This window comes from Proteus sp. GOKU (assembly GCF_015475555.1).
Taxonomy (GTDB): Bacteria; Pseudomonadota; Gammaproteobacteria; order Enterobacterales; family Enterobacteriaceae; genus Proteus; species Proteus mirabilis_B.
This window is the reverse complement of the sequence record NZ_CP034105.1, coordinates 792,955-815,647: the sequence shown is the minus strand read 5'-3', so window position 1 is coordinate 815,647 and position 22,693 is coordinate 792,955. Positions and strand designations below refer to the sequence as shown.

Genomic DNA, 22,693 nt, shown 5'->3' with positions numbered 1-22,693 from the left:
AATGAGTTTAAAAGAAGCACCTGAGTCTGTTCAATTGGCAGTCGATCTTATCTATTTACTTGAAAGCCACCATATTGATCCTAAAACAGCACTAGAAGCCCTTGAGATTGTGCGCCAAGATTATGAAAAAAAATTGGCGGCACAATCTCCCCATTCATCTCTTTAATTAAGCAAAAGGCGTATTGGCTTCAGGTGTTGAGCCATCAAGAGGACGTTTTATCTCTTGTACTTCATCACCTTGTTTATTATGTAAATAGACATCAAGTTGGTTAAACGCGATATTGATATTATTTTCATTACATAGTTTATCAATAGCACGGTTAACTTCATCTATTGCAATACTTCTATCACCTAATGTTCTGACATAAAAACGCAAATCATGATTTAGGGTACTTGCCCCAAATTCAGTAAATAGCACCACAGGTTCTGGCTCTGTCATCACCCTGACATTATCTTTAGCCGCTTTCATTAAGATCTCTTTGACCTTATCGAGATCAGAGCCATAAGCAACACCTACTTGAATAATAATACGTGTCACCGTATCAGATAATGTCCAGTTAATAAGCCGTTCGGTTACAAACGCTTTATTTGGAATAATCACTTCTTTGCGATCGAAGTCAGTCACTGTGGTTGCCCTAATACGAATTCGGCTAACTGTGCCGGAATAAGTACCAATAGTAACCGTATCACCAATTCTGACGGGTCTTTCGAACAAGATAATTAAGCCAGATACAAAGTTGGCAAATATTTCTTGTAAACCAAACCCTAAACCAACCGTTAAAGCCGCAGCTAACCATTGCAATTTCTCCCATGCTACACCTAATATTCCCAGTGATACGATGGTTCCGATAGCAATAATAATGTAGGTCAAAATGGTTGTGATCGCGTAAGAAGCACCTTGTTGCAGTTTTATACGGGATAAAATTAATACTTCTAATAAACCCGGTAAGTTTCTCGTCATAAACCAAGAAATTGCCATAATAGAAACAGACAATAATAGATCAGCAACAGTAACTGCCTTAACAACATTACCGAGTTCTGTTGGTAAATTGTAACTCCAGAGCGTTATTCCATCTAAATAGGTAAAGACCGTAATAAAATCAGACCAGATTCCATAGAAACTAGAAGCAAAGATGATAAATAAGATCATCGTTGTCAGTCTTAATGATTGCTGATTGATTTGATCCATATCCATAGGTGGCTCTTGAATAGGTTCAAGGCTGTTATCTTCACCTTCTTTTTTCTCTTTTAACATAGCTTGTCTACGTTCAAGAGCTCGGCGATAAGCAAGCCTTCTAGCCGCAACAGTTAATCCGCGTAAACTGGCGTGGTAAGCAATAAACCACAACATAAGCAGATATAAACTGTCGATCCAACGATTTGCCAAACGTAACGCCGTATAGTAATAACCAAAAATAACCAGACCCATTAGAATTAAAGGTGAAAACGTTAATAAGGTAATCACAACGGTTCTAACAACATGGTTGCCTTTCTCTTGCCACATTTCACGGCAAAATGGCAGTGCGAAGAAACTAATACCAAATAACGAAATAATCGCAACCAACTGCCCAATAACATCGCCCACCAGTAATAATGGATTATTAATCCCATAAGCAGAAAGCAGAATAATAGGCAACATAGGAAGAGAGAGTCGCAATAAACGTCTACGGTTTTGCTGGACCCGTTCTACTGGAATTTTGAAATGTTTTACTGCAACACCATTGTCAGACATTAAGCGATAAGACCATTCAAACATCAGCCAAAATACCGCAAATTGCCAAGCGAAAGACCAGATAAATTCTTGCTGTACATTAAAGCTATTGATTAGCCAATATCCTATCGCTAAGACGAAACAAGAGAGCGGTAATGTTTTTAGAAAGACAATTCCCAGCGCGAGTGGTGTATGTAGCTGTGAATCTTTATTGAGTTTATTAATATCCCCATTGAGTTTTTCAAACTGGATATCAAGTTTCTTACGCTGCCAAATCAGTATTGAACCGAACAAAATTAGTGCAATAAGAACAGGAAGTGATTTCTTAGCCCCGATCAGCAGATTTTCATTTGACCAATTAAGTTTAAAACCTTGAAATTCGGCAACAGCCTGAGCAGGAAATGTTGAGAACCAATTGAGATTAATCGGCTTATTACTGCTTACCCAGAAAATTTGCTGAGCCAATGTATTTTCGAGTGAGCTCACTACACTGCGTAATTGCTGTTGATCCATTTGCAGGTTAATCGAACCTGAGATTTGATTACCCAATTGATTATTGAGCTTATCAAGTAATTCACGTCGAGCGTCAACAAGCAATTCTAATGCACTACGTAGCTCTTTTTGCGCATTAGGATCTGTCACTTCAGGATGGGCGACTTGGTATTCATGCATCAACTGATCAATATAAATACTCGGCTGTATTATCTGATCACGTTGTTTGTTTATTTCAAATTGTTCTAAGCGTAAGTCTGCAATTTTATCGGGTAGATTATTAATAAAAATGCCATCAGGTAAATCGACCTGCTCTTCAAATAAAATACGAGAAAGCAATAAGCTTCCTTTGAGCACATCAATTTGTTCTTTTAAATTTCGCTCAGATTGAATGGCTCTGTCTAAACGGTTTTTAACCATTAAGCTATGGCGATTTAACTCATTATTATTTTGCGTTGTAACAATCAGCTTATCACTAAGCTGCTTATTGATTTCTGTTTGCGCTAAATAAAAAGGATTACTATTAATGACCTGATTTTCAAGCCCTGCGCTTTGCGCTTCTTTCGCTGTTTCTTCTGAACTGTCTAAACGCTTATCACTAATCGCGTCTTGAATTAGTTGAGCATGTTCTTGGGAAAGATCGATGTAAGCAGAACTATAATCACGTTGAAGTTGTAATAGGCTTTGCAACTGCACATTAGATTGTAAGGTGCGCTTTTGATAATTATTCTGTTGTTGAAGATAGTATTGCTCCAATTGCAATAACTGTACTGCTGAAGGTCGCATTTGCGCTTTATCTGCACTGCTTTTATTCAATAATGTTCTTATTTGTTGCAGTCTTTCTGAGTTATTAAATAACACAGATTGCGCCCTTTCTGGTTGTGTTTGTAACACAATAAGTTCATTGCTGTAATTTGCTAAATCATCTTGAGCTTTTTGTAATGATTGTAAAACGCTCTCTAATTGTGACTCTAACGTTGCTAACGGCAATGCTTCCAGTGACTTTTGATAGTCTTCCGTTTCTTTATTAGCGACTTTCTGTTTTAATTGATTAAGTTGATATTGTGCATTACGCAGTTTTTCAGGTAATTGCTCTACGGTTTTGTCATAACTCGCTAATTTTTTTTCTAACTGTTGAATGTTATCAAGTAATAAGAGCGATTGTTCAAGGTCAGCAATCGTTAATTTATCTTCTGCACTTAACTCACTACGTTTGTTTAATAAATTAAGCTGGTTTTGGATGCTTTCTTGAGTAGGTAAATTACTGGGGACCGCAGCTAAAACAGAGGTGATGGAGAAACTCCAAATAATAAAAATAATAACCGAGACAGAAACAACCGTCATTATTCGATTATTAAACTGAGAGAAAAAAGTTTGATTACGCATCGTTAAGCAACTTGTTCAATTAATATTGAAAAACTGTTCATTATTATAATCCAATTGCTTTAAATTGGCAGTGTAAACAGCACAAGTTGCTTGATTTGTTTCTCGCCTGAGAAAACGAAATGGCGATCAGAAAGTCAGTATTTTATCAGCGTCTAATGTCCACTGAGCTAAATCTACTAATGTGCCTAACTCTGCGCCATCAACAAGTGGTAACTCACTGATGCCACGGGTATCTGTGCATGTTTTACAGAGTTTAACTGGAACATTCTGTGCTGTTAAAATTTCCAACATTTGCTGTAAGTTATAACCTTCTTTAGGTTGTTGACGAGCTAAAGCCCCTGTTACGGCATCTGACATTAAAAAAATATTTAATTCAGTTTCTGGATGCTGCTCTTTTAATGTTATTGATAAACGCAGGGCGTTAAATAATGATTCATTACCATAAGCTGCACCATTAGCAATAACTAATACCTTACTCATAAACATCTTCCTCAAGTTTAATAAGAAATTAAGATGGCGTTGATATTCTCATATTTGCGCTGTGCTTTATCATATCAATAAAGCTATCAACCAAATATTGACATTCATCTTTGATAGAAAAACTTTCTGGTGAAAATAACCAGTTTTCGGCAAGGCCTGTCATCATTGCTCTTAACATGATGGCAGATCTTCTTAAATTAAGGTCGGCAGGAAGTTGTTTTTTTTCAATACAACGAGATAAAGACTGTTCTATTCTGGAGTGATCGGCTGCACACAATTCTCTGCGAATTTCAACAATTGGTGTCATTTCACCGACAAATTCGCATTTATGGAAATATATTTCTAAAAGTGCATTATGTTTGGGATCTTCGACAATCGATGTCAATATGTAAATAAGCAATTCTCTTAATACAAATAGTGGATCATCTGGATATTTTGTTTGATACTCTATTTCTAAAGATTCTATTTTTAAGTCGGTGAGTTCGCACGCTTCAGTAAATAAATCCACTTTATTTTTAAAGTGCCAATATATTGCGCCACGGGTAACACCTGCCGCGGATGCAATATCTGAAAGTGATGTGGCAGAAACGCCTTGCACAGTAAACAGCCTAAGTGCAGCATCAATAATCTGCTGTTTTGTTTCTTGTGCCTGCCGTTTAGTTTTTCGTGCCATTAATCCTCGATTTTGACTGAAGTTAATTTACATACATTCATGTATGTTTGTACTATACATCGCAACCAATCATCAACTTAATTATTTTTATCCCGGGAAACAACGTTTGAATAGAGGTTTTCTTATGCGAAAAAACAGAGGGGTTTTGCCTCTGGCTCTGTTAGTGCTATCAGGCAGCTTGGTTCTTGCTGGATGTGACGACAAAGCTAAACAGTCTGCTGGGGGTCCACCTCCTGCACCGGCTGTCGGTGTTGTGACTTTAGGGGCGCAAGCTCTGACAATCACCACTGATTTACCTGGTCGTACATCAGCCTTCCGTATTGCTGAAGTTCGTCCTCAAGTTGGCGGCATTATTTTAAAACGCAATTATACCGAAGGTAGCTATGTAGAAGCAGGTACATCTTTGTACCAAATCGACCCAGCTATGTTTGAAGCAACTTTAAATAGTGCACAAGCTGAACTGGCTAAAGCTAAAGCTAATGCTGAAATAGCTCGTCTCACTGTGGAGCGTTATAAGCCTCTGCTGGGTACAAACTATGTCAGTAAACAAGATTTTGACTCTGCAACTTCTCAGTATGCACAGGCTGTTGCCGCTGTTAGAGCAGGCGAAGCTGCTGTAACAACAGCAAAAATTAATCTTGGATATACCAAAGTAACGGCACCAATTTCAGGCCGTTCAGGTAAGTCCAGTGTCACCGAAGGTGCGCTTGTCGCTCCGGGTCAACAAGTTGCACTGACGACTGTTCAGCAAATTGATCCGATCTACGTCAATGTGACTCAGTCGAGTGAAGATTACCTGAAGCTCAAAAATGAAATTGAAAGTGGTGTTATTCGTCAAGAGCAAGGCAAACCTGTTGTTCATTTAACACTGACTAATGGGCAAGCTTACGCAGAGAAAGGTCATTTAGAATTTTCTGATGTAACTGTTGATGAGACAACAGGCTCAATTACTATGCGTGCTATCGTACCTAACCCAAATGGGGAATTATTACCAGGTATGTTTGTTCGCACTAAATTAGAAAATGGTATTCGCCAAAATGCAGTTTTGATCCCACAACAAGCTGTTGTTCGTACTGCTCGTGGTGATGCAACAGCAATGGTTGTTAATAAAGACAACGTTGTTGAAGTTCGTACCATCGAAGTGTCACAAGCTGTTGGTAATAAATGGCTCGTTAATAGTGGTGTTCAGGCTGGTGAGCGCGTTATCGTTTCTGGATTGCAAAAAGCAAAACCAAAAATGACAGTAACGCCTCAAGAAGAGAATTTAGATGCGAAGCCATCACCTGAACAAACTGAGCCAGCTAAGAATCCTCAATAAGGAGTCGGTGATCCATGCCTAAGTTTTTTATAGATAGACCGATATTTGCGTGGGTAATTGCGATAATTACCATGCTCGCAGGTCTTCTGGCACTCATCAAACTGCCTGTTGCCCAGTATCCAACGATTGCGCCGCCAGCGATTTCTATCTCTGCGGTTTATCCTGGTGCTGACGCCACCACTGTGCAGAACACTGTTACCCAAGTTATCGAACAGAATATGAATGGTATCGATAACATGGTGTATATGTCTGCGACCAGTGACTCAGCAGGTATGATGAATATCACTCTGACCTTTGAAGCAGGTACTGACCCTGATATCGCGCAAGTACAGGTGCAGAATAAACTGCAACTTGCCATGCCGTTATTACCTCAGGAAGTGCAACAACAAGGGATTAGTGTTGATAAATCCTCAAGTTCATTCTTGATGGTTGCAGGGTTCATCTCAAGTGACGGCTCAATGTCACAAGATGATATTGCAGACTATGTGGGTGCAACGATTAAAGACCCGTTAAGCCGTGTAACTGGCGTGGGTGAAACCCAATTATTTGGTACCCAATACGCAATGCGTATTTGGTTAGATCCAGATAAATTGGTGAAATACAACATGACAACACTTGACGTTATTGGTGCAATTAGAGCGCAAAATAACCAAGTGGCAGCAGGTCAATTAGGGGGTACACCTCCTGTTCCTGGTCAGCGTTTAAACGTATCAATCATTGCTCAAACTCGACTCAATAACGCAGAGCAATTTAGCGATATCCTGATGAAGGTCAACACAGACGGCTCTCAGGTTAAGCTAAAAGATCTCGGTGTAGTTGAAATGGGTGCTGAAAGCTATAGTACCATTGCTCGCTTTAATGGCTTACCTGCTTCTGGTATCGGTATTAAATTAGCAACGGGTGCTAACGCATTAGATACAGCCACCGCTGTGCGTGCTGCATTAGCTGAAATGGAGCCGTTCTTCCCTGCAGGATTAGAGGTCGTTTATCCTTATGATACAACGCCATTCGTTAAGATCTCTATTTTTGAAGTGGTAAAAACGCTTGTTGAAGCTATCATGCTGGTATTCGTAGTTATGTATCTGTTCTTACAGAACTTCCGTGCTACGTTAATCCCAACAATTGCAGTACCTGTTGTATTATTAGGTACCTTCGCCATACTCTCAGCGTTCGGTTATTCGATAAATACCTTGACGATGTTCGCGATGGTACTTGCCATCGGGCTTCTGGTGGATGACGCCATCGTTGTGGTAGAAAACGTCGAACGTGTTATGCAAGAAGAAGGTTTATCACCTAAAGAAGCAACACGTAAATCCATGGGACAAATCCAAAGTGCATTGGTCGGTATCGCCCTTGTACTTTCTGCGGTATTTATTCCAATGGCATTCTTTGGTGGTTCAACAGGTGCGATTTATCGCCAGTTCTCTATCACCATCGTATCAGCAATGGTTCTGTCTGTTTTCGTTGCCTTGATTTTAACACCTGCACTTTGTGCAACCATGTTAAAACCTGTACCGAAAGGCAGTCATGGTGTGCAAACTGGTTTCTTTGGTTGGTTTAACCGTACCTTTGAAAAGAGTAGCCATCACTATACTGACAGCGTATCCCGTACACTTCGTGGTACTGGTCGTTACTTATTGATTTACGTTTTATTAGTAGCGGGTATGGCATTAATGTTTATTCGCTTACCTGCATCGTTCTTACCTGAAGAAGACCAAGGTGTATTACTGACAATGGTTCAGTTGCCAGCTGGTTCAACGCAAGAACAAACGCAAGACGTATTAGAAAGAGTAAACGACTACTTCAATACCGATGAAAAAGAACTCGTTAAATCTGTCTTTACCGTTAGTGGCTTCGGCTTCGGTGGTCAAGGTCAAAATATGGGTCTGGTTTTCGTTGTATTGAACGATTGGGATGAACGTAAAGCAGATGAAGACAAAGTTCCCGCAATTGTAGGTCGTGCCAATATGGCATTATCCCAAATTAAGGAAGCCTTTGTTTACTCATTTAATATTCCAGCGATTGTTGAGTTAGGCTCTGCGGGTGGTTTCGAATTCGAGTTAGTGGATAAAGCTAACCTCGGTCACGAAAAACTCATGGAAGCTCGAAATCAACTACTTGGAATGGCAGCACAACAGCCTCAAATGTTAATGGGTGTGCGTCCTAACGGTCAGGAAGATACTTCACAGTATCGTCTGTATATCGATCTAGAAAAAGCACAAGCTCAAGGCGTTGCAGTGAGCGATATCTATTCAACATTAGGTACAATGTTTGGTGGTAGCTATGTAAACGACTTTATCGACCGCGGTCGTGTTAAGAAAGTTTACGTTCAAGCGGGATCTGAATTCCGTATGTTGCCACAAGATATCGGTAATCTTTATGTTCGTAACAATGTCGGTCAGATGGTTCCATTCTCATCGTTCATTGATACAAGTAAAGATCCTTGGTTATACGGCTCTCCTCGTTTAGAGCGTTATAACGGTTTACCAGCAGTTCAAATTCAAGGTAGTGCAACACCAGGTCAAAGTAGTGGTGACGCAATGCTGATGATGGAAGATCTCGCAAGTAAATTACCAAGCGGTATCGGTTATGAATGGACAGGAATGTCATATCAAGAACGTTTATCGGGTAACCAAGCGCCTGCGCTGTATACCATTTCCTTGATAGTTGTATTCCTCTGTCTTGCTGCTCTTTATGAAAGCTGGTCAGTACCATTCTCTGTTATGTTAGTCGTTCCACTCGGTGTTATTGGTGCGCTTGCATTAACATCAATAAGAGGCCTTGAGAACGACGTTTACTTTAAGGTTGGGCTCTTAACAACCATTGGGTTATCGGCGAAAAACGCAATCTTGATTGTTGAATTCGCCAAAGACTTGATGGAGAAAGAAGGTAAAGGACTCATAGAAGCAACGCTAGACTCTGTTAGAATGCGTCTACGTCCAATTCTAATGACTTCACTGGCCTTTATGTTAGGGGTTATTCCTCTAGTATTAAGTAACGGTGCAGGTTCTGGTGCTCAGAACTCAGTAGGTACAGGTGTATTCGGTGGTATGATTGCCGCAACTTCCCTTGCTATCTACTTCGTTCCTATTTTCTTCGTCGTGATCCGTAGACGATTCGCGAAGAAAAATGAAGATTTAGAGCATCCAAATCATTCACACTAATTTGAATGAATTTGAGTAAAAATGCCAAAAAGGTCGCGAAAGCGACCTTTTTCTTTATCTGTTGATGTATTGTTTAAAATGAAAACTTATCTCATTATATTATTTTTAGGAAATATCTCTTTAATCAATAAATTCATTTTATTTTTTTTCTTATATGCGACTTTTTGTCAAAATTAAACAGCTCTGTTATTTATAAATAACAGCGATAATTATGCCTCATTTACACGCTTAAACATTCAAATAACAATAAAAACAAAGATAATCATCACGTTAAGAAGAATAGTCTTTAATTGGGGTTTCTCGATTTTTACGAAAATAGACAAAATTCTGTTGTTCAGATAGTGACTTATGCAATAATAGTGCTATATTAAGCAAAGAAATACTTACTGTATAAATTTTAAACTCATTTGTGTGTAATTGAGTGTTTAGTATTGTCTTTCGATATGCTATTACTTTGTTAGAAATAATAAATATAATTATTAAACTCTTTTAGCATACGAGTAAATATAAACACCCATTTTCAAATTTATGTTTTTTATTAATCCATTAATGAATTATGTGATGTATCCTATTAATAAGCTCATCTTTAAGTATTTATCATTATTAATGAATATTTTCTATTAATTCAATTACGATATGTTATGGACGAATATTCACCAGAAAAAGTAGATTTAGCCGAATTGTCGTTTCTATGCGAAGAGCTATTACAGCAAGCTTTAGGCTCATTAGATAAAGGCAGCACAGTTTGGCACAATGATCTGAGTAGCACAAAAAGCGTTGACCTTAATGTCTTAATTGAACACATTATGGACTTCAGTTGGAAATTTAAGATTAAACACCCAGATAAACATGTAATTAACACGCTTATAGAAGAGTACCTTGAAGAGACTTATCGTTTATTTGGTAATACATCAATTTCTTACTCAGATATCAATAATTGGAAAGAGTTAAACCAATCACTTTTAACTCTCATTGCCAAAAACCCGAAAAGTTATATTAAGTAATTTTAATTATCTTTAGTTTTATTTTAATAATAGAGAAAAGACAACATGACTAAGACAGACTATCTAATGCGTTTAAGAAAATGTACTTCAATCGAGACATTAGAACGTGTGATTGAAAAAAACAAATATGAACTCTCTGATGATGAGCTGGAGCTGTTTTATTCAGCCGCAGACCACCGTTTAGCAGAACTCACAATGAATAAGCTATATGATAAAATTCCAGCGTCTGTTTGGAAATTTGTAAGATAATCTAGTTCTATTTAATTGCCTTAGTTTTATTTTTGCTATTTTTATTTTTTATAGTAGTAGGGTTATTAGTTCTTAATTTAGATATCGTTTTATTCACGTTTTCTTATCAGTAGAATGATTACACACCATCATGCCGTTGACTTATTACGGCATGACTGCACTGCTTTGCCCAAATATTCTTTCCATTTATAAACACTGTCGCAGATTTCCCAATAATAATTGATACATTAAGCACACTATTTTCTATTTAATAATATCGACTCTCAAGCCCACAGAGAATGGGGCTAAAAACATACTGATAAAGAGTAAAAATATTAGAAAGAGGGATAAAATTCTTAGAGGATAACATTTATGAAGGGCTAGAAATTGGGTGGGGCCTTGCCAGCGACATCCCGGCACACGCGACACCTGCCATGGCTGCTTCCTTCCGGACCTGACCGAGTTAACAAGTTAGCGTTGCGGGAGAACCAACAAGACCCCATAGATTGTCTTATTGCTAAGACGTCACGCATTATGTTTTAAACTGACTTAAATAGCAAGGAAAGCAAACCTAAGTGATGATTAATTACCCAAATCTACACTCGCTGATTATTCAATTGCCTTTAACGCTCTTTTTGCCTCTCATAAATTCATCAAAAAGTATTCAATAAGCTGATAAATAATAATCTCCAGCAACTCTGTGCGTTTATCACTAGATTGCGATCTAAGAGAAAAAAGGAGATTATTTTTTATCTTCTTAGGATTGTATATAATCAACTTTATAAAAAATAACCAGATCTAATGATACAGGTACACTATGAGTCAGGCATTGAAAGATCTCATCAATTTGATGGCGCTTGAAAAAATAGAAGAAGGTCTATTTAGAGGTCAAAGCGAAGATTTAGGATTACCTCAAGTTTTTGGTGGGCAAGTTGTAGGCCAAGCACTATACGCTGCAAAACAGACAATTGCTGATAACCGTTATATCAACTCATTTCATAGCTACTTTTTACGTCCTGGTGATAGCCATAAGCCTATTGTTTATGATGTGGAATTTATCCGTGATGGCGGCTCATTTAGCACTCGTAGAGTCAGTGCTATTCAGCATGGTAAACCTATTTTTTATATGACGGTTTCTTTTCAAGAATTTGAAGAAGGTTTTGAACATCAAGATGCAATGCCTGATGTTCCTTTTCCAAATGAACTTATCTCACAACATGAGATTTTAAAGAAATTAGCGCCTAAATTACCTGAACCGATTAAATCTTTAGCGCTACGAGAAACGCCTTTTGAGGCGCGTCCAGTGCAATATTTTAGCCCTTTTGGCTACTCTAAAGCGCCTGCTGAACGCTATGTTTGGTATCGTAGCCGTGGTGAAATGCCATCAGATCCTTTCTTGCATCAATACTTGCTTGGCTATGTTTCTGACTTTGACTTTTTACCAACCGCTCTCCAACCTTATGGTTTAGGCTTTATGGATACAAGTCTGCAAGTTGCTACCATTGACCATTCTATGTGGTTTCATCGTCCATTCCGAGTGGATGATTGGTTGCTTTATGTGATCGAAAGCCCTTCAGCATCAGGCGGTAGAGGATTTGTGAGAGGTAAATTCTTTAATACAAATGGTCAGCTAGTGGCGTCTTCTGTTCAAGAAGGGGTTATTCGCCAAAAACGTACTAAACATTCAAAATAATATCTTGGCATATTCCCCCCTCAAAAGAGGGGGAATAGACAATTACTGTTGATAAGCTCTTTCACCATGAGTTGTTAAATCTAATCCATCATGCTCTTCCTCTTCTGAAACACGTAAACCCACCAGCTTATCGGCGATTTTAAAACTGATATAAGCGACAATACCAGACCAAATCACAGTGATCACAACACTCATAAATTGAATTAAAACCTGTTTAATCAGTGTCATATCATCACTATATCCCACACCACCTAAAAATGAAGCCGTAAATACCCCCGTTAATAGACAACCTGCAATACCGCAAGTACCATGAATACCAAAAACATCACAAACATCATCAGCTTTTAACCAGCGCTTTAAAACAACAACTCCCCAAAGCCCAATAATTCCTCCCATGACACCAATAAATAAAGCGCCCATCACTCCGACCGTGCCAGCAGCAGGCGTAATCGCCACTAACCCTGCAATACAGCCTGAACAACTGCCTAACATAGAAGGTTTGCCTCTGGTGATCCATTCTGACGCAGTCCAAGAAAGCACGGCTCCTGCGGTTGCAATGACTGTATTTAAAAACGCTAAAGCCGCAATTGCATTTGCACTGCCAGCAGAGCCTGCATTAAAACCGAACCAACCGATATAAAGTACAGCTGTACCTGTAAAAACCATGGGCAAGTTATGGGGTTTAAGCGCTGTATGCTGGCTATCACGTCGATTACCAAGTAAGTAAGCACCAACAAGTGCCGCAATAGCAGCATTAATATGTACGACCGTTCCACCTGCAAAATCTAATGCGCCATCATCGATTAACCAGCCACCTTCTCCCCATACCATATGCGCAATAGGAATATAAGAAAAAGTGAACCAAATAATCGTAAAAATAAGTAATGCAGAAAAACGAATGCGCTCTCCTAATGCCCCAACAATTAATGCAACAGTGATAACCGCAAACGATCCTTGAAAAGCAACATGTACATATTGATTAATTGAACCAGATAGTGAATCCAGTGAGACATTATTCAAAAAAGTAAGTGACCACCCACCCCAAACTTTATTACCCACAGTAAAAGCCAAACTGTAACCAAAAGTTATCCAAAGAATGACCACAACACTAAAGATCATCATCACTTGTGTTATCAATGAAAGTACGTTTTTACTTCTTAGTAATCCCCCATAAAACAAGGCAATACCGGGTATAGTCATAAAGAAAACCAAAGCAGTACATATCAACATAAAGCCATTATCCGCTTTATCAACAAGCACTGTTTCAGTCGCAAATACAGGTGAAGAAAAGTGTGTAAGCACTAACATTAATAGCAAAGAAAGTAAGCGTTTCATCGAATATCTCCTTTAAAGTGCTTCATCACCAGATTCACCGGTACGAATACGGACTGCCTGCAATAATTCCAAAACAAAAATTTTTCCATCACCAACTTTTCCTGTATCCGCGACTTGCATAATCGCTTGCATTACTGGCTCAAGTTGTTCATCACAAATAGCGAGTTCTATTTTTACTTTGGGAAGAAAATTAACTTCGTATTCTGCTCCTCTATATAACTCTGCATGTCCTTTCTGCCGCCCATATCCCTTTACTTCACTGATTGTCATTCCCTTTATGCCTAACTCAGAAAGTAACTCTCGTGCTTCTTCTAATTTAAATGGCTTAATAATGGCGATGATATATTTCATATAAACCTCGTCGATATTTGAAAGAACAAAGTCTATATAGCAAAGCAAAAGACATGCCATTATTTAACCCATTGATATAATAGTTAAATATCGAAACTTAGAATAATTAAAATCGAAAAATTCACAGAATTGGTGCAAAAAGATGACTGCTATTTTGCTCAAAGCAAGATAATCGGGAAATAAAAAAGGGCACATACATAAAGATGATGTGCCCTTTAAAATTATATTTTTTATTTAAGGTTATTATTCTACTTCAATAGGCTCTTGTTCTTGTAAAGACTCTCTGACTTGCTGTAATTGATACATATTATAGTATCTGCCTTTTTGTGAGAGTAGCTTAGCATGATCACCCTGCTCGACAATTGCACCACGATGAAGCACTACAATTTCATTGGCTTCAATAATAGTGGAAAGTCGGTGAGCAATAACAATCAGTGTCGTTTTTTCCCTAACCACTTTTAACGCCTTCTGTATGGCTTGCTCTGTTCCTGAGTCAATATTTGCTGTTGCCTCATCCAAAATAAGAATACGAGGAGGTATTAATAGTACACGCGCCAATGCAAGTAACTGCTTTTGCCCAGCAGATAAGCGACTACCTTGCTCACCAAGTTCTGTTTGTAGCCCTTCAGGTAAGGCTTTAGCCCACTGATCAAGTTGCACTGTCTCTAGTACCTGCCACAAATGTGATTCATCACATTCACGCCCTAACGTAATATTGTCATGCAGTGAACCTGACAGTAAAACAGGATCTTGCTGCACCATCGCAATACCACTGCGTAATGCGGCGTGAGAGTATGCTTCTAACGGTTGATTATCTAAAGAGATACTCCCTTTTTGCCAAGGGTAATTTCCCATTAATAAACTGGCTAAAGTACTCTTACCGCTTCCTGTGTGCCCAACAAATGCGACAAAATGACGAGCAGGAATAGTTAAATTGATATCTTTTAATACCCATTGCTCATCACGATACGCAAACCACAGAGAGTTAACGTCAATATGACCTTGGGTGATGATATGTGATGATGAACCGTAGTGCTGCAAAGGAGCATCCATTAGTTCAAAAACACGCTCACCAGAGACAACCGCCTGTTGTAAAATCGATTGTTGCGATGTCAGGGTGATCAAGGGTTCATTTAATCGACCTAAATAACTAATAAATGCATAAATAACCCCAACACCAATAACAGCACTGCCTTGATACCCAAACAGCATTAATAAACCACATAGAACCAACGCAGAGAGCATACTTAGTAAAGGACGTAATAACAGGCCATCGAGTTTTAACGCTTTCATACGTGCTTGATAATGCTGCCAGCTATCATCCGACATTCTTTCACCAAATCGAGCTTGTTGCCTAAATTGCTGAATAACTGACATACCATTGATGACCTCGTGGAAGCCATCATTTATATTGGCAAGGAAATGGCGCACATTACGAACTATTGGCGTACTAAGCCGCTGATAAAGCATCATCACACCAATAACGGCAGGGAAGATTGTCATCGCGATTAATGCCATTTGCCATTCTAATAAGAACATGGCTATCAGCATTACAACCACTAAAGCAATCGCTCGGAATAATGTCGGTAACACGTTCACAAACAAGTCTTTAATCGTCTCGGTATCATTTGTTACACGAGAAATTAACTGCCCCACAGGTTGATTATCGAAAGCACTTAACGGCTGTTTTAGTGCCGCACTCATTACATCCGTGCGTAATTGTTGCACAACCCCAACGGCAGCATGATTAAACACAATAGCTTGATAATAGTGAAGTGTGGCGGCTATCACCTGTAAAAGAATAAAAGCTAACGCCAAACCTAATGATGACATTAATTCCACATTATTTGTGGCGACTTTTGCATCAATAAAATAACCAACAATTAATGGGCCACCCACTTCTGCAACGGCGGCTACCCACAACATAATGACTCCCCATGTCATGGGTTTGCGATAGGTTTTGCCATAAGTCAAAAGACGCTTTAATGCAGGTAATAGCGCTTTAACGGATTTATTTTTATTCATCGTCATCCAGCGCGGCCTCTAATTGCTGATAATGGTACATATCTTGATACCAACCCGGTATTGAAATTAATTGCTGATGTGTACCTTGTTCTATAATTTCACCCTGTTTTAAAACTAAAATATTCGTAGCACCAACTAATGCAGATAAGCGATGAGCGCTAATAATTAACGTTCTATCTTTTCGCCATTGCGACAAGTTCTGCAAAATTTGATATTCAGTTTGTCCATCAACAGCGGATAGAGCATCATCTAATAATAAAATTTCAGCATCCAATAATAGCGCTCGAGCGATAGAAATACGCTGTTTTTGCCCACCAGATAACATTACACCCTTTTCACCTACCTGCGTTTGATACCCTTCAGGTAAGCGTAAAATATCCTCATGAATATTTGCCAGTTTCGCAACAGACTCTATTTCTTCTTTTGTCGCATTAGGACGACCTAAGGCAATGTTTCCCGCAATGGTATCTGAAAATAGGAATGGTGTTTGATTAACAACTGCCAAACGGGCTCGCCATTCATCAAGTTTCAATTGATAAATAGGTATGGATTGAAAACGAATTTCACCTTCAGTCACATCGTAAAGTCGTTGAATAACGGTAAGTAATGTACTTTTTCCACTCCCAGTCATTCCACAAATACCCAACATTTCACCGGGTGACAATGTGAAATGAACATTTTTCAGTGATTCTGTTGTTTGTTCGGGATATTGGAAACGTTTGATATCAACAGATAGCACACCTCGACCTTGCTTTGGTGATAATTCACCATCAATCATATCGAGTTTTTCATCCAATAAACTATTAATTCGGCTATAAGCAGCACTGCCACGCTCAACAATATTGAACATCCATGCTAATGCCAGCATTGGCCAGATCATTTGCCCCAAATACATCACAAAACTGGTTAATTCACCCAATGTCATTTTGCCATTAATAACAAAATAGCTGCCACCCGCAACAGCGAGTAAATTAGCAAAACCAATAGCCATGAAAATAGTAGGATCAAATAGCGCATCAATTCGTGCAACACGCATATTTTGGCGTCCAGTTTCTTTTGCAACATCATCAAAACGAGAGGCATGTTGTTGCTCTAGTCCGAATGATTTGATCATGCGAATACTACTCAAGCTTTCTTGTGCTTGATTATTGAGTGAAGAAAAAAGTGCCTGTGCGGTTTTAAAGCGACTGTGTAGTTTATCGCCATATCGCTTAATCAAAATCGCCATGATTGGCATAGGTAATAATGAAATTAGTGTTAGTTCCCAACTCAACTGAACACTCATCATGACAAGTACAGCAAGCCCCATCACCATAGAATCCACTAAGGTCAGTACACCTTCGCCCGCTGCGAAAACGACTTTATCAACATCATTGGTGGTACGTGCAATTAAATCACCAGTACGATAACGGTGATAAAATGAAGAGGATTGTTGGTTAAGTTGTTGGTAAATTTGCATCCGCAGTTTTACTGCGAGTTGATAAGATGCACCAAATAACCAAAGACGCCAAAAATAACGCAAAAGATAAACTGCGAGGGCAATTAATACCATCACACCAATCCAATTCATCACTTGGCTAAATGTCAGACTATGGTTATCGACACCATCCACAATGATCCCAACAATCTTCGGAGGGATCACCTGTAATACTGCGATAACCATCAATAAGAAAATGGCACCTACATAACGACGCCATTCACTGAGGAAATACCAACTGAGCTGTGAAAATAGAGCCACGCCTTAAATCCTAAGGTTATACAAAAAATAAAAGTGCCAGTTGGTAAAGATGAACCTTATTCAGGTATCGGCATTGCCGTTGTGTATTTAATTTTTTCCATTGCGAAGTTAGAAGTCACGTCAATAAGACCCGGTACGCCATTAACCATACGCTTATAAAATAGGTCATAACTTTTCATGTCTACTACTTCAACATGCATTAGATAATCACACTCACCCGCCATTCGATAGAATGTCAGTACTTCTGGCATTTGCTTAACAAATGAAACAAACTGTTCGTACCATTCGCTATTGTGTTGCTGTGTTCTAATCATAACAATAACTGTTAGACCTAGCCCGATTTTTTCACTATCAAGCAGCGCAACACGCTTACGAATATACCCTTCATCCTCTAGTCTTTTCAATCGTTTCCAGCAAGGTGTTGAGGTTAGGTTAACAGCCTCAGCCAAAGTATTCAGTGAGAGGCTTGAATCTTCCTGTAACAGCGCTAATAGTTTACGGTCAATCTTATCTAACATAGATACTCCTTCAAAATATGCCCCTACAAAAAATAATGATAACCTGCCCCTTACTATAAGAGTAATCATCTAATGATAAATCGGTAATAAATTGCCATAATATATGTACTTTTATGCGTACTAATCCCTATAGAAATTCAATATTCAGGAGTATTCTGATGAAAAAAACGGTCGTTGTCTTTAGTGGTGGACAAGATTCGACAACCTGCCTTATTCAAGCATTGGAAAAGTACGATGAAGTACATTGCATTACATTTAATTATGGGCAACGCCATAAAGAAGAAATTGAGGTAGCACAAAAAGTTAGTCAATTACTGGGGGCAACTGCGCATAAAGTTTTAGATGTAAGTTTACTCAATGAACTCGCTATCAGTAGCCTAACTCGCGACAATATTCCTGTTCCTGATTTCAAAGAAAGTGAAGAAAGTGATATTCCAAGTACCTTTGTACCGGGTAGAAATATTCTTTTTCTCACTTTGGCGGCAATTTACGCTTATCAAATTGGAGCTGAGAGTGTTATCACGGGTGTTTGTGAGACTGATTTCTCTGGTTATCCTGATTGTCGTGATGAATTTGTAAAAGCACTGAATCATGCTGTCAGCCTAGGTATTGCACGTGATATTAAATTTATCACCCCATTAATGTGGCTAGATAAAGCCGAAACATGGGCCCTTGCTGATTACTATAAAAAGTTAGATTTCGTTCGTCACGAAACCTTAACTTGCTATAACGGTATTCAAGGTGATGGTTGTGGTGAATGTGCAGCTTGCCATTTAAGACAACGTGGATTAAGCACTTACTTAGCCGATAAAACACCAATTATGCAGGCAATGAAACAGAAAGTGGGCCTTAAATAATCATCATAATTACTTTGCTTATTATCACTGCTACCCGTCGCTCTATTCGCTTATGCAGTGATAATTCACAAAGCATTATCACTGCATTAAATCATCTTTAATTAGCCTAATAGCATTGAGCGAGAGAGCTCTAATACCCTTTTTTTGTATTAGGATGATTGGCGTACATACTCAAGCTTCTCTCTTAATTGATCCGTTAAGGTCAGTGCTTTTTTGGTGTTAATATCGACAAGAACAAAAGTAATTAATGCATCAGAGATAAGCGCACCGTCTTTTTTTCTCACGATTTTTTGAGAAAGTACGCCACTTTTAATCCCCACTTCAGCAACGTCACAATCAATCAGTAACTCATCGCCTAAACTTGCAGGTAAGCGATAATTAATATTGATATTAGCAACGACTAATGCCAAGCCATTACGCTTAAACCAGTCAAAATCTAAATGTTGCTCAATCCAATCCCATCGGGCTTGCTCTAAAAACTCAAGGTAACGTGCATTATTCACATGTTCAAAAACATCTAAATGAAAGCCATAAACTTTAATTAATGTACTCATATCAATTTATTACCTCTTGATTATTCTAATAAACTTTTTATAAAGTTTTTTTGCGATACCATAAATATAGCCAAGAAAATAAATTTAGTAATTTCTGATATAGGTTTATTTCGTTTTCTTTCAGAACAGAAAGTGCTAAGAAAACGTGTTTCTCTTATCAAAAAAATCAAAGAGAAACACGGGGACTTTCAATCAATATTCACGTTTTTGCTATCACTTATACCTACATCGTATAAGAATGAACACCTTAATTAATAACGATAAAATCGCGATTTTGATCAACCAACTTCATACCAATTCCAAAAACTTTTTCAAGTTCATCGATAGAGGTAAAACGTCCTAACTGCTCGCGATAATCAATAATGGCCTGCGCTTTTGCTTTTCCGATCCCTTTTAATCCCATTAATTCATCTACTGTTGCCGTATTTAAATTAACTTTACCATCTGCATTGGCTTTATTTTCTTTTGCATCACGATCAACTGAGGTGTGAGTTTCGATAGAAACTGTTGGTGTTGAAGTCGGTGTTTCTTCTGCATAAGAGAGAGGAGAAAGCCCTAATCCTAAAGCAAGACAAATAGAGGCCATAAAACCTGACAACATTCTTTTATCCATCTTCATAATCATAATTTCCTTTTATTCAATAATTTTAAATTCAATAGCAAACAGAGATTTCTGAATGCAGAAAAAGAATGCCAATATATTGATAAATCGACAATTGTATAAAAAGAAAACTACGAGAAAGCAGGAAAAATAAAAATGAACAGAAGAAGCATTACAAAAAATTGTCGGACTTGCTCTCAAATGTGAACTTTTCTAGAAATGGAGTTATTAGCTTAAATTATCAAAGACTGTTCGCCATAAAAAAACCCAGCTTTATGCTGGGTTTTTAATGTAATAACTCAAAATTGATTATTGATAATCTTTATCAAAAATTTCAATTTTAGCGTTATCTTTTAGGTCACGTAACATAAGTTGTAACGCTTCTTCGCCCATCTGAGCACGATAGAGATTAGTCATAAACTCTAGTTGTTCAGCTGTTGGTTTGCCATCTGTTACGCTGTCTAATTGAATGAGGACGACTTTGGTACCAGGTACATTAGTCATACCATACTCTTTTTTACCTTCAGCAGGTTTTGGCATAGAGAAAATAGCGGTTTGTACTACATCTGTTGCAGATGAGTGAACAATGCTTTCTTCACTACCAAACGAAATATTAGCCGCTTTCAGTGCTTCTTCGCCTTTGCCTTCTTTCAATGCAGCTAAAAGTTTTTGAGCCTGAGCATTCATTGCTTGTGATGCTTTTTGCTGTTTAACTAGCATAACGACTTGATCACGCACTTTATCTAATGGTTGACTTGCTGAAGGCTTATAACCTTCTACACGCACGATAAATGCGCTGTCATTACCCAACGTCACCATGTCTGAATTCATGCCTGTTGGGCCATTTTCATCCACTAATGAACCACCAAAAATTAACTGGGTGAGTTTTTCATTATTTAATGGTGCAGGAACGGTGTTTTCATCAAACCAATCAGTATTAACAACAGTTACATTGCCCGCTTTAGCCGCAGGAGCTAATGTGTCGTTGTCGTTAGATGCAGCTTGACTCACTTTTTGTTGTAATGCGAAGAAATCGTCAATTGCTTTGTTTTCACGCATTTTTGCCAGTAAATCTGTTTTCACTTCATCAAATGGTTTTACAACAGATTGTTTAACATCATCAAGGCGGAAAATTGCGTAACCGTTGCTGATTTTAACAGGTGCAGAAATTTGGCCTTTTTCTGTCAAACTTGCATTAGCTAGCTCTGGTAATTCTTGACCGATAGTTATCCAACCTAAAGAACCATTTTGTTTTTTAGAGAAGCTATCAATAGATTTTTCTTTCACTAACGAAACAAAATCAGCGCCTTTTTTCAGCTCTTCTTCTGCTGCTTTAGCGGCTGCTTCATCAGCTAGAACTAAGATGCTGTATTGTTTTTGTCCTGCTGCTGTGAATTCATCAATATTACTATCGTAGTAAGCCTTCGCTTCTTCATCAGTAATGTTGATGTTATTAAAATCTTTTTGAGCATTTAATTGAATATAGCTAATTTTAAATTGCTCTGGCGCGATGAACATTTGGTTATTTTGCTCATAGAACGCTTTCACTTCTTCATCAGATGCCGTTTCTTTTTCAAGGAATGGCTGAATGTCCAATGATGCTAAACGTACATTACGGCTTTGTAGCATCAAGCCTGCAAATTCTTTAACTTCGCTATCTAAGGCAAAATCTGTACCTTGAATAGAAAATTTCAATTGCTGATTGATAAGGTTTTGACGAATACCTTCTGCAAAGGCATCAGCATCAATATTATTGCCTTTCAATAAATCGACATATTTTTTATTGTCAAATTTGCCATCAGTTTGAAAGTAAGGAAGTGCAAAAATAGCATCTCTAATTTGCTGATCACCGGCTGAAATACCCAGATTTTGTGCAAATTGATCAAGTAATGCTTGGTTGATCAGCATATCAAGCGCTTGTTGGCGAATAAGTTTCTGACCTTCTTCCGATGAAGCAAGAGCAGCAAAATTTTCACCCATATCTTGTTGTAATTGAGCACGACGTTGCTGATAAGTTTGCTCTAATTGAGAACGGCTAATTTTATATCCGTTAACTTCAGCAGCATCATTAACGCCTGAACTAAAGAGATATCCGCCCACACCGGTTAGGACGAAGGAGAGGATGATCACAGCTAATAATATCTTTATAAATGGATTATTAGCAGTGGAACGAATGTTGTCCATCATAACGAGACGAGGCTCCGTTTGGTGAAATAAAAATTATTTTTATGGGTGTTACACGACTATTTTGAGCACAGCGAAAAGATAATATGCCCATGCTGGCTTAATATCAAAATGTCGCGACACGCGACAATCATTAAAAACAGCCAGTCCCGTATTAATGCGCAGTCTTAACACGCACTTTCTATAACTAAGAAAAAACTAAACAGCATTATTTGATTCATTGATTACGATAACCATTTAACCCATCACTGAATCATTCATTGTTGTCTATTTCAGTTATAGAACAACGCGTCATTCTATCAAATGACTACTTCAGTTTCACGTCTTATCGCCAGAGAATACAAGGTTTAATCGTGATTTATAACCTAAAAAAAGAAAAGC

General features: G+C 38.2%; 18 protein-coding genes and 1 other RNA gene. 7 read left to right on the top strand and 12 right to left on the bottom strand.

The window, feature by feature from the left end; genetic code table 11:
• Window position 1: 1 nt before the first annotated feature.
• Window positions 2–166, top strand: coding sequence for a pleiotropic regulatory protein RsmS (gene rsmS, locus EHE21_RS03740; RefSeq protein WP_194951876.1), 165 nt, complete (start codon window positions 2–4; stop codon window positions 164–166).
• On the opposite strand, the gene mscK is transcribed toward rsmS, so the two are convergent.
• The 3 genes from mscK to acrR form a co-directional block, all read right to left on the bottom strand.
• Window positions 167–3,589, bottom strand: coding sequence for a mechanosensitive channel MscK (gene mscK, locus EHE21_RS03735; RefSeq protein ID WP_194951875.1), 3,423 nt, complete (start codon window positions 3,587–3,589; stop codon window positions 167–169).
• A 126-nt stretch (window positions 3,590–3,715) separates the two neighbouring features.
• Window positions 3,716–4,069 carry a DsrE/DsrF/TusD sulfur relay family protein gene (locus EHE21_RS03730; protein WP_088493666.1) on the bottom strand — a complete coding sequence of 118 codons (354 nt, stop codon included), beginning with the start codon at window positions 4,067–4,069 and terminating at the stop codon, window positions 3,716–3,718.
• Between the two features lie 28 nt (window positions 4,070–4,097).
• Entirely contained in the window at window positions 4,098–4,742 is a 645-nt protein-coding gene (gene acrR, locus EHE21_RS03725) for a multidrug efflux transporter transcriptional repressor AcrR (RefSeq protein WP_088493667.1), read from the bottom strand.
• A gap of 124 nt (window positions 4,743–4,866) precedes the next feature.
• On the opposite strand from acrR, the gene EHE21_RS03720 reads away from it, so the two are divergent.
• From EHE21_RS03720 to EHE21_RS03705, 4 genes are all read left to right on the top strand, one after another.
• Complete coding sequence (locus tag EHE21_RS03720; protein WP_088493668.1) at window positions 4,867–6,060, top strand: efflux RND transporter periplasmic adaptor subunit; 1,194 nt, start codon at window positions 4,867–4,869, stop codon at window positions 6,058–6,060.
• A 14-nt stretch (window positions 6,061–6,074) separates the two neighbouring features.
• Complete coding sequence (locus tag EHE21_RS03715) at window positions 6,075–9,224, top strand: efflux RND transporter permease subunit (RefSeq protein WP_194951874.1); 3,150 nt, start codon at window positions 6,075–6,077, stop codon at window positions 9,222–9,224.
• A 641-nt stretch (window positions 9,225–9,865) separates the two neighbouring features.
• Window positions 9,866–10,228, top strand: a complete 363-nt coding sequence (tomB, locus tag EHE21_RS03710; protein WP_099074230.1) for an Hha toxicity modulator TomB — start codon at window positions 9,866–9,868, stop codon at window positions 10,226–10,228.
• A gap of 45 nt (window positions 10,229–10,273) precedes the next feature.
• The gene (locus EHE21_RS03705; RefSeq protein ID WP_006535062.1) at window positions 10,274–10,477 is read left to right on the top strand and encodes an HHA domain-containing protein; all 204 of its coding nucleotides are present in this window, start codon (window positions 10,274–10,276) and stop codon (window positions 10,475–10,477) included.
• 376 nt (window positions 10,478–10,853) lie between these two features.
• Here EHE21_RS03705 and ffs read toward each other — a convergent pair.
• Window positions 10,854–10,950, bottom strand: an RNA gene (gene ffs, locus EHE21_RS03700) — signal recognition particle sRNA small type.
• 323 nt (window positions 10,951–11,273) lie between these two features.
• Between ffs and tesB the strand changes: the two genes are divergently transcribed.
• The gene (gene tesB, locus EHE21_RS03695; protein ID WP_088493671.1) at window positions 11,274–12,149 is read left to right on the top strand and encodes an acyl-CoA thioesterase II; all 876 of its coding nucleotides are present in this window, start codon (window positions 11,274–11,276) and stop codon (window positions 12,147–12,149) included.
• Window positions 12,150–12,191: 42 nt separating this feature from the next.
• Here tesB and amtB read toward each other — a convergent pair whose 3' ends face one another.
• The 5 genes from amtB to EHE21_RS03670 all read right to left on the bottom strand — a co-directional run bounded on the left by amtB (window position 12,192) and on the right by EHE21_RS03670 (window position 18,116).
• A complete protein-coding gene (gene amtB / locus EHE21_RS03690) occupies window positions 12,192–13,484 on the bottom strand; it encodes an ammonium transporter AmtB (RefSeq protein ID WP_194951873.1) in 1,293 nt (430 codons plus the stop codon).
• A gap of 12 nt (window positions 13,485–13,496) precedes the next feature.
• Window positions 13,497–13,835 carry a P-II family nitrogen regulator gene (locus tag EHE21_RS03685; protein ID WP_194952577.1) on the bottom strand — a complete coding sequence of 113 codons (339 nt, stop codon included), beginning with the start codon at window positions 13,833–13,835 and terminating at the stop codon, window positions 13,497–13,499.
• A 243-nt stretch (window positions 13,836–14,078) separates the two neighbouring features.
• Window positions 14,079–15,866, bottom strand: coding sequence for a SmdB family multidrug efflux ABC transporter permease/ATP-binding protein (locus EHE21_RS03680; protein ID WP_324187750.1), 1,788 nt, complete (start codon window positions 15,864–15,866; stop codon window positions 14,079–14,081).
• A complete protein-coding gene (locus tag EHE21_RS03675) occupies window positions 15,853–17,598 on the bottom strand; it encodes a SmdA family multidrug ABC transporter permease/ATP-binding protein (RefSeq protein ID WP_194951871.1) in 1,746 nt (581 codons plus the stop codon). Before EHE21_RS03675 ends, EHE21_RS03680 begins: the two co-directional genes overlap by 14 nt.
• Window positions 17,599–17,654: 56 nt before the next feature.
• On the bottom strand, window positions 17,655–18,116 hold the full coding sequence (locus EHE21_RS03670) for an Lrp/AsnC family transcriptional regulator (protein WP_036911686.1): 462 nt from the start codon (window positions 18,114–18,116) through the stop codon (window positions 17,655–17,657).
• Window positions 18,117–18,274: 158 nt separating this feature from the next.
• On the opposite strand from EHE21_RS03670, the gene queC reads away from it, so the two are divergent.
• A complete protein-coding gene (queC, locus tag EHE21_RS03665; protein ID WP_088493675.1) occupies window positions 18,275–18,973 on the top strand; it encodes a 7-cyano-7-deazaguanine synthase QueC in 699 nt (232 codons plus the stop codon).
• Window positions 18,974–19,122: 149 nt separating this feature from the next.
• Here the strand turns inward: queC and EHE21_RS03660 are convergent, their stop codons facing one another.
• From EHE21_RS03660 to ppiD, 3 genes are all read right to left on the bottom strand, one after another.
• A complete protein-coding gene (locus EHE21_RS03660; RefSeq protein WP_023580858.1) occupies window positions 19,123–19,527 on the bottom strand; it encodes an acyl-CoA thioesterase in 405 nt (134 codons plus the stop codon).
• Window positions 19,528–19,774: 247 nt separating this feature from the next.
• Entirely contained in the window at window positions 19,775–20,146 is a 372-nt protein-coding gene (locus EHE21_RS03655; protein ID WP_228766730.1) for a ComEA family DNA-binding protein, read from the bottom strand.
• 291 nt (window positions 20,147–20,437) lie between these two features.
• Window positions 20,438–22,315 (bottom strand): peptidylprolyl isomerase, encoded by a 1,878-nt coding sequence (ppiD, locus tag EHE21_RS03650; protein WP_194951869.1) that lies wholly within the window; start codon window positions 22,313–22,315, stop codon window positions 20,438–20,440.
• Window positions 22,316–22,693: the final 378 nt, after the last annotated feature.

What these genes read in the sequence shown, in the direction of transcription:
- rsmS (WP_194951876.1), top strand. Translation starts at nt 2, where the DNA reads ATGAGTTTAAAAGAAGCACCTGAGTCTGTTCAATTGGCAGTCGATCTT.
- mscK (WP_194951875.1), bottom strand. Translation starts at nt 3,589, where the DNA reads ATGCGTAATCAAACTTTTTTCTCTCAGTTTAATAATCGAATAATGACG.
- EHE21_RS03730 (WP_088493666.1), bottom strand. Translation starts at nt 4,069, where the DNA reads ATGAGTAAGGTATTAGTTATTGCTAATGGTGCAGCTTATGGTAATGAA.
- acrR (WP_088493667.1), bottom strand. Translation starts at nt 4,742, where the DNA reads ATGGCACGAAAAACTAAACGGCAGGCACAAGAAACAAAACAGCAGATT.
- EHE21_RS03720 (WP_088493668.1), top strand. Translation starts at nt 4,867, where the DNA reads ATGCGAAAAAACAGAGGGGTTTTGCCTCTGGCTCTGTTAGTGCTATCA.
- EHE21_RS03715 (WP_194951874.1), top strand. Translation starts at nt 6,075, where the DNA reads ATGCCTAAGTTTTTTATAGATAGACCGATATTTGCGTGGGTAATTGCG.
- tomB (WP_099074230.1), top strand. Translation starts at nt 9,866, where the DNA reads ATGGACGAATATTCACCAGAAAAAGTAGATTTAGCCGAATTGTCGTTT.
- EHE21_RS03705 (WP_006535062.1), top strand. Translation starts at nt 10,274, where the DNA reads ATGACTAAGACAGACTATCTAATGCGTTTAAGAAAATGTACTTCAATC.
- tesB (WP_088493671.1), top strand. Translation starts at nt 11,274, where the DNA reads ATGAGTCAGGCATTGAAAGATCTCATCAATTTGATGGCGCTTGAAAAA.
- amtB (WP_194951873.1), bottom strand. Translation starts at nt 13,484, where the DNA reads ATGAAACGCTTACTTTCTTTGCTATTAATGTTAGTGCTTACACACTTT.
- EHE21_RS03685 (WP_194952577.1), bottom strand. Translation starts at nt 13,835, where the DNA reads ATGAAATATATCATCGCCATTATTAAGCCATTTAAATTAGAAGAAGCA.
- EHE21_RS03680 (WP_324187750.1), bottom strand. Translation starts at nt 15,866, where the DNA reads ATGACGATGAATAAAAATAAATCCGTTAAAGCGCTATTACCTGCATTA.
- EHE21_RS03670 (WP_036911686.1), bottom strand. Translation starts at nt 18,116, where the DNA reads ATGTTAGATAAGATTGACCGTAAACTATTAGCGCTGTTACAGGAAGAT.
- queC (WP_088493675.1), top strand. Translation starts at nt 18,275, where the DNA reads ATGAAAAAAACGGTCGTTGTCTTTAGTGGTGGACAAGATTCGACAACC.
- EHE21_RS03660 (WP_023580858.1), bottom strand. Translation starts at nt 19,527, where the DNA reads ATGAGTACATTAATTAAAGTTTATGGCTTTCATTTAGATGTTTTTGAA.
- EHE21_RS03655 (WP_228766730.1), bottom strand. Translation starts at nt 20,146, where the DNA reads ATGAAGATGGATAAAAGAATGTTGTCAGGTTTTATGGCCTCTATTTGT.
- ppiD (WP_194951869.1), bottom strand. Translation starts at nt 22,315, where the DNA reads ATGATGGACAACATTCGTTCCACTGCTAATAATCCATTTATAAAGATA.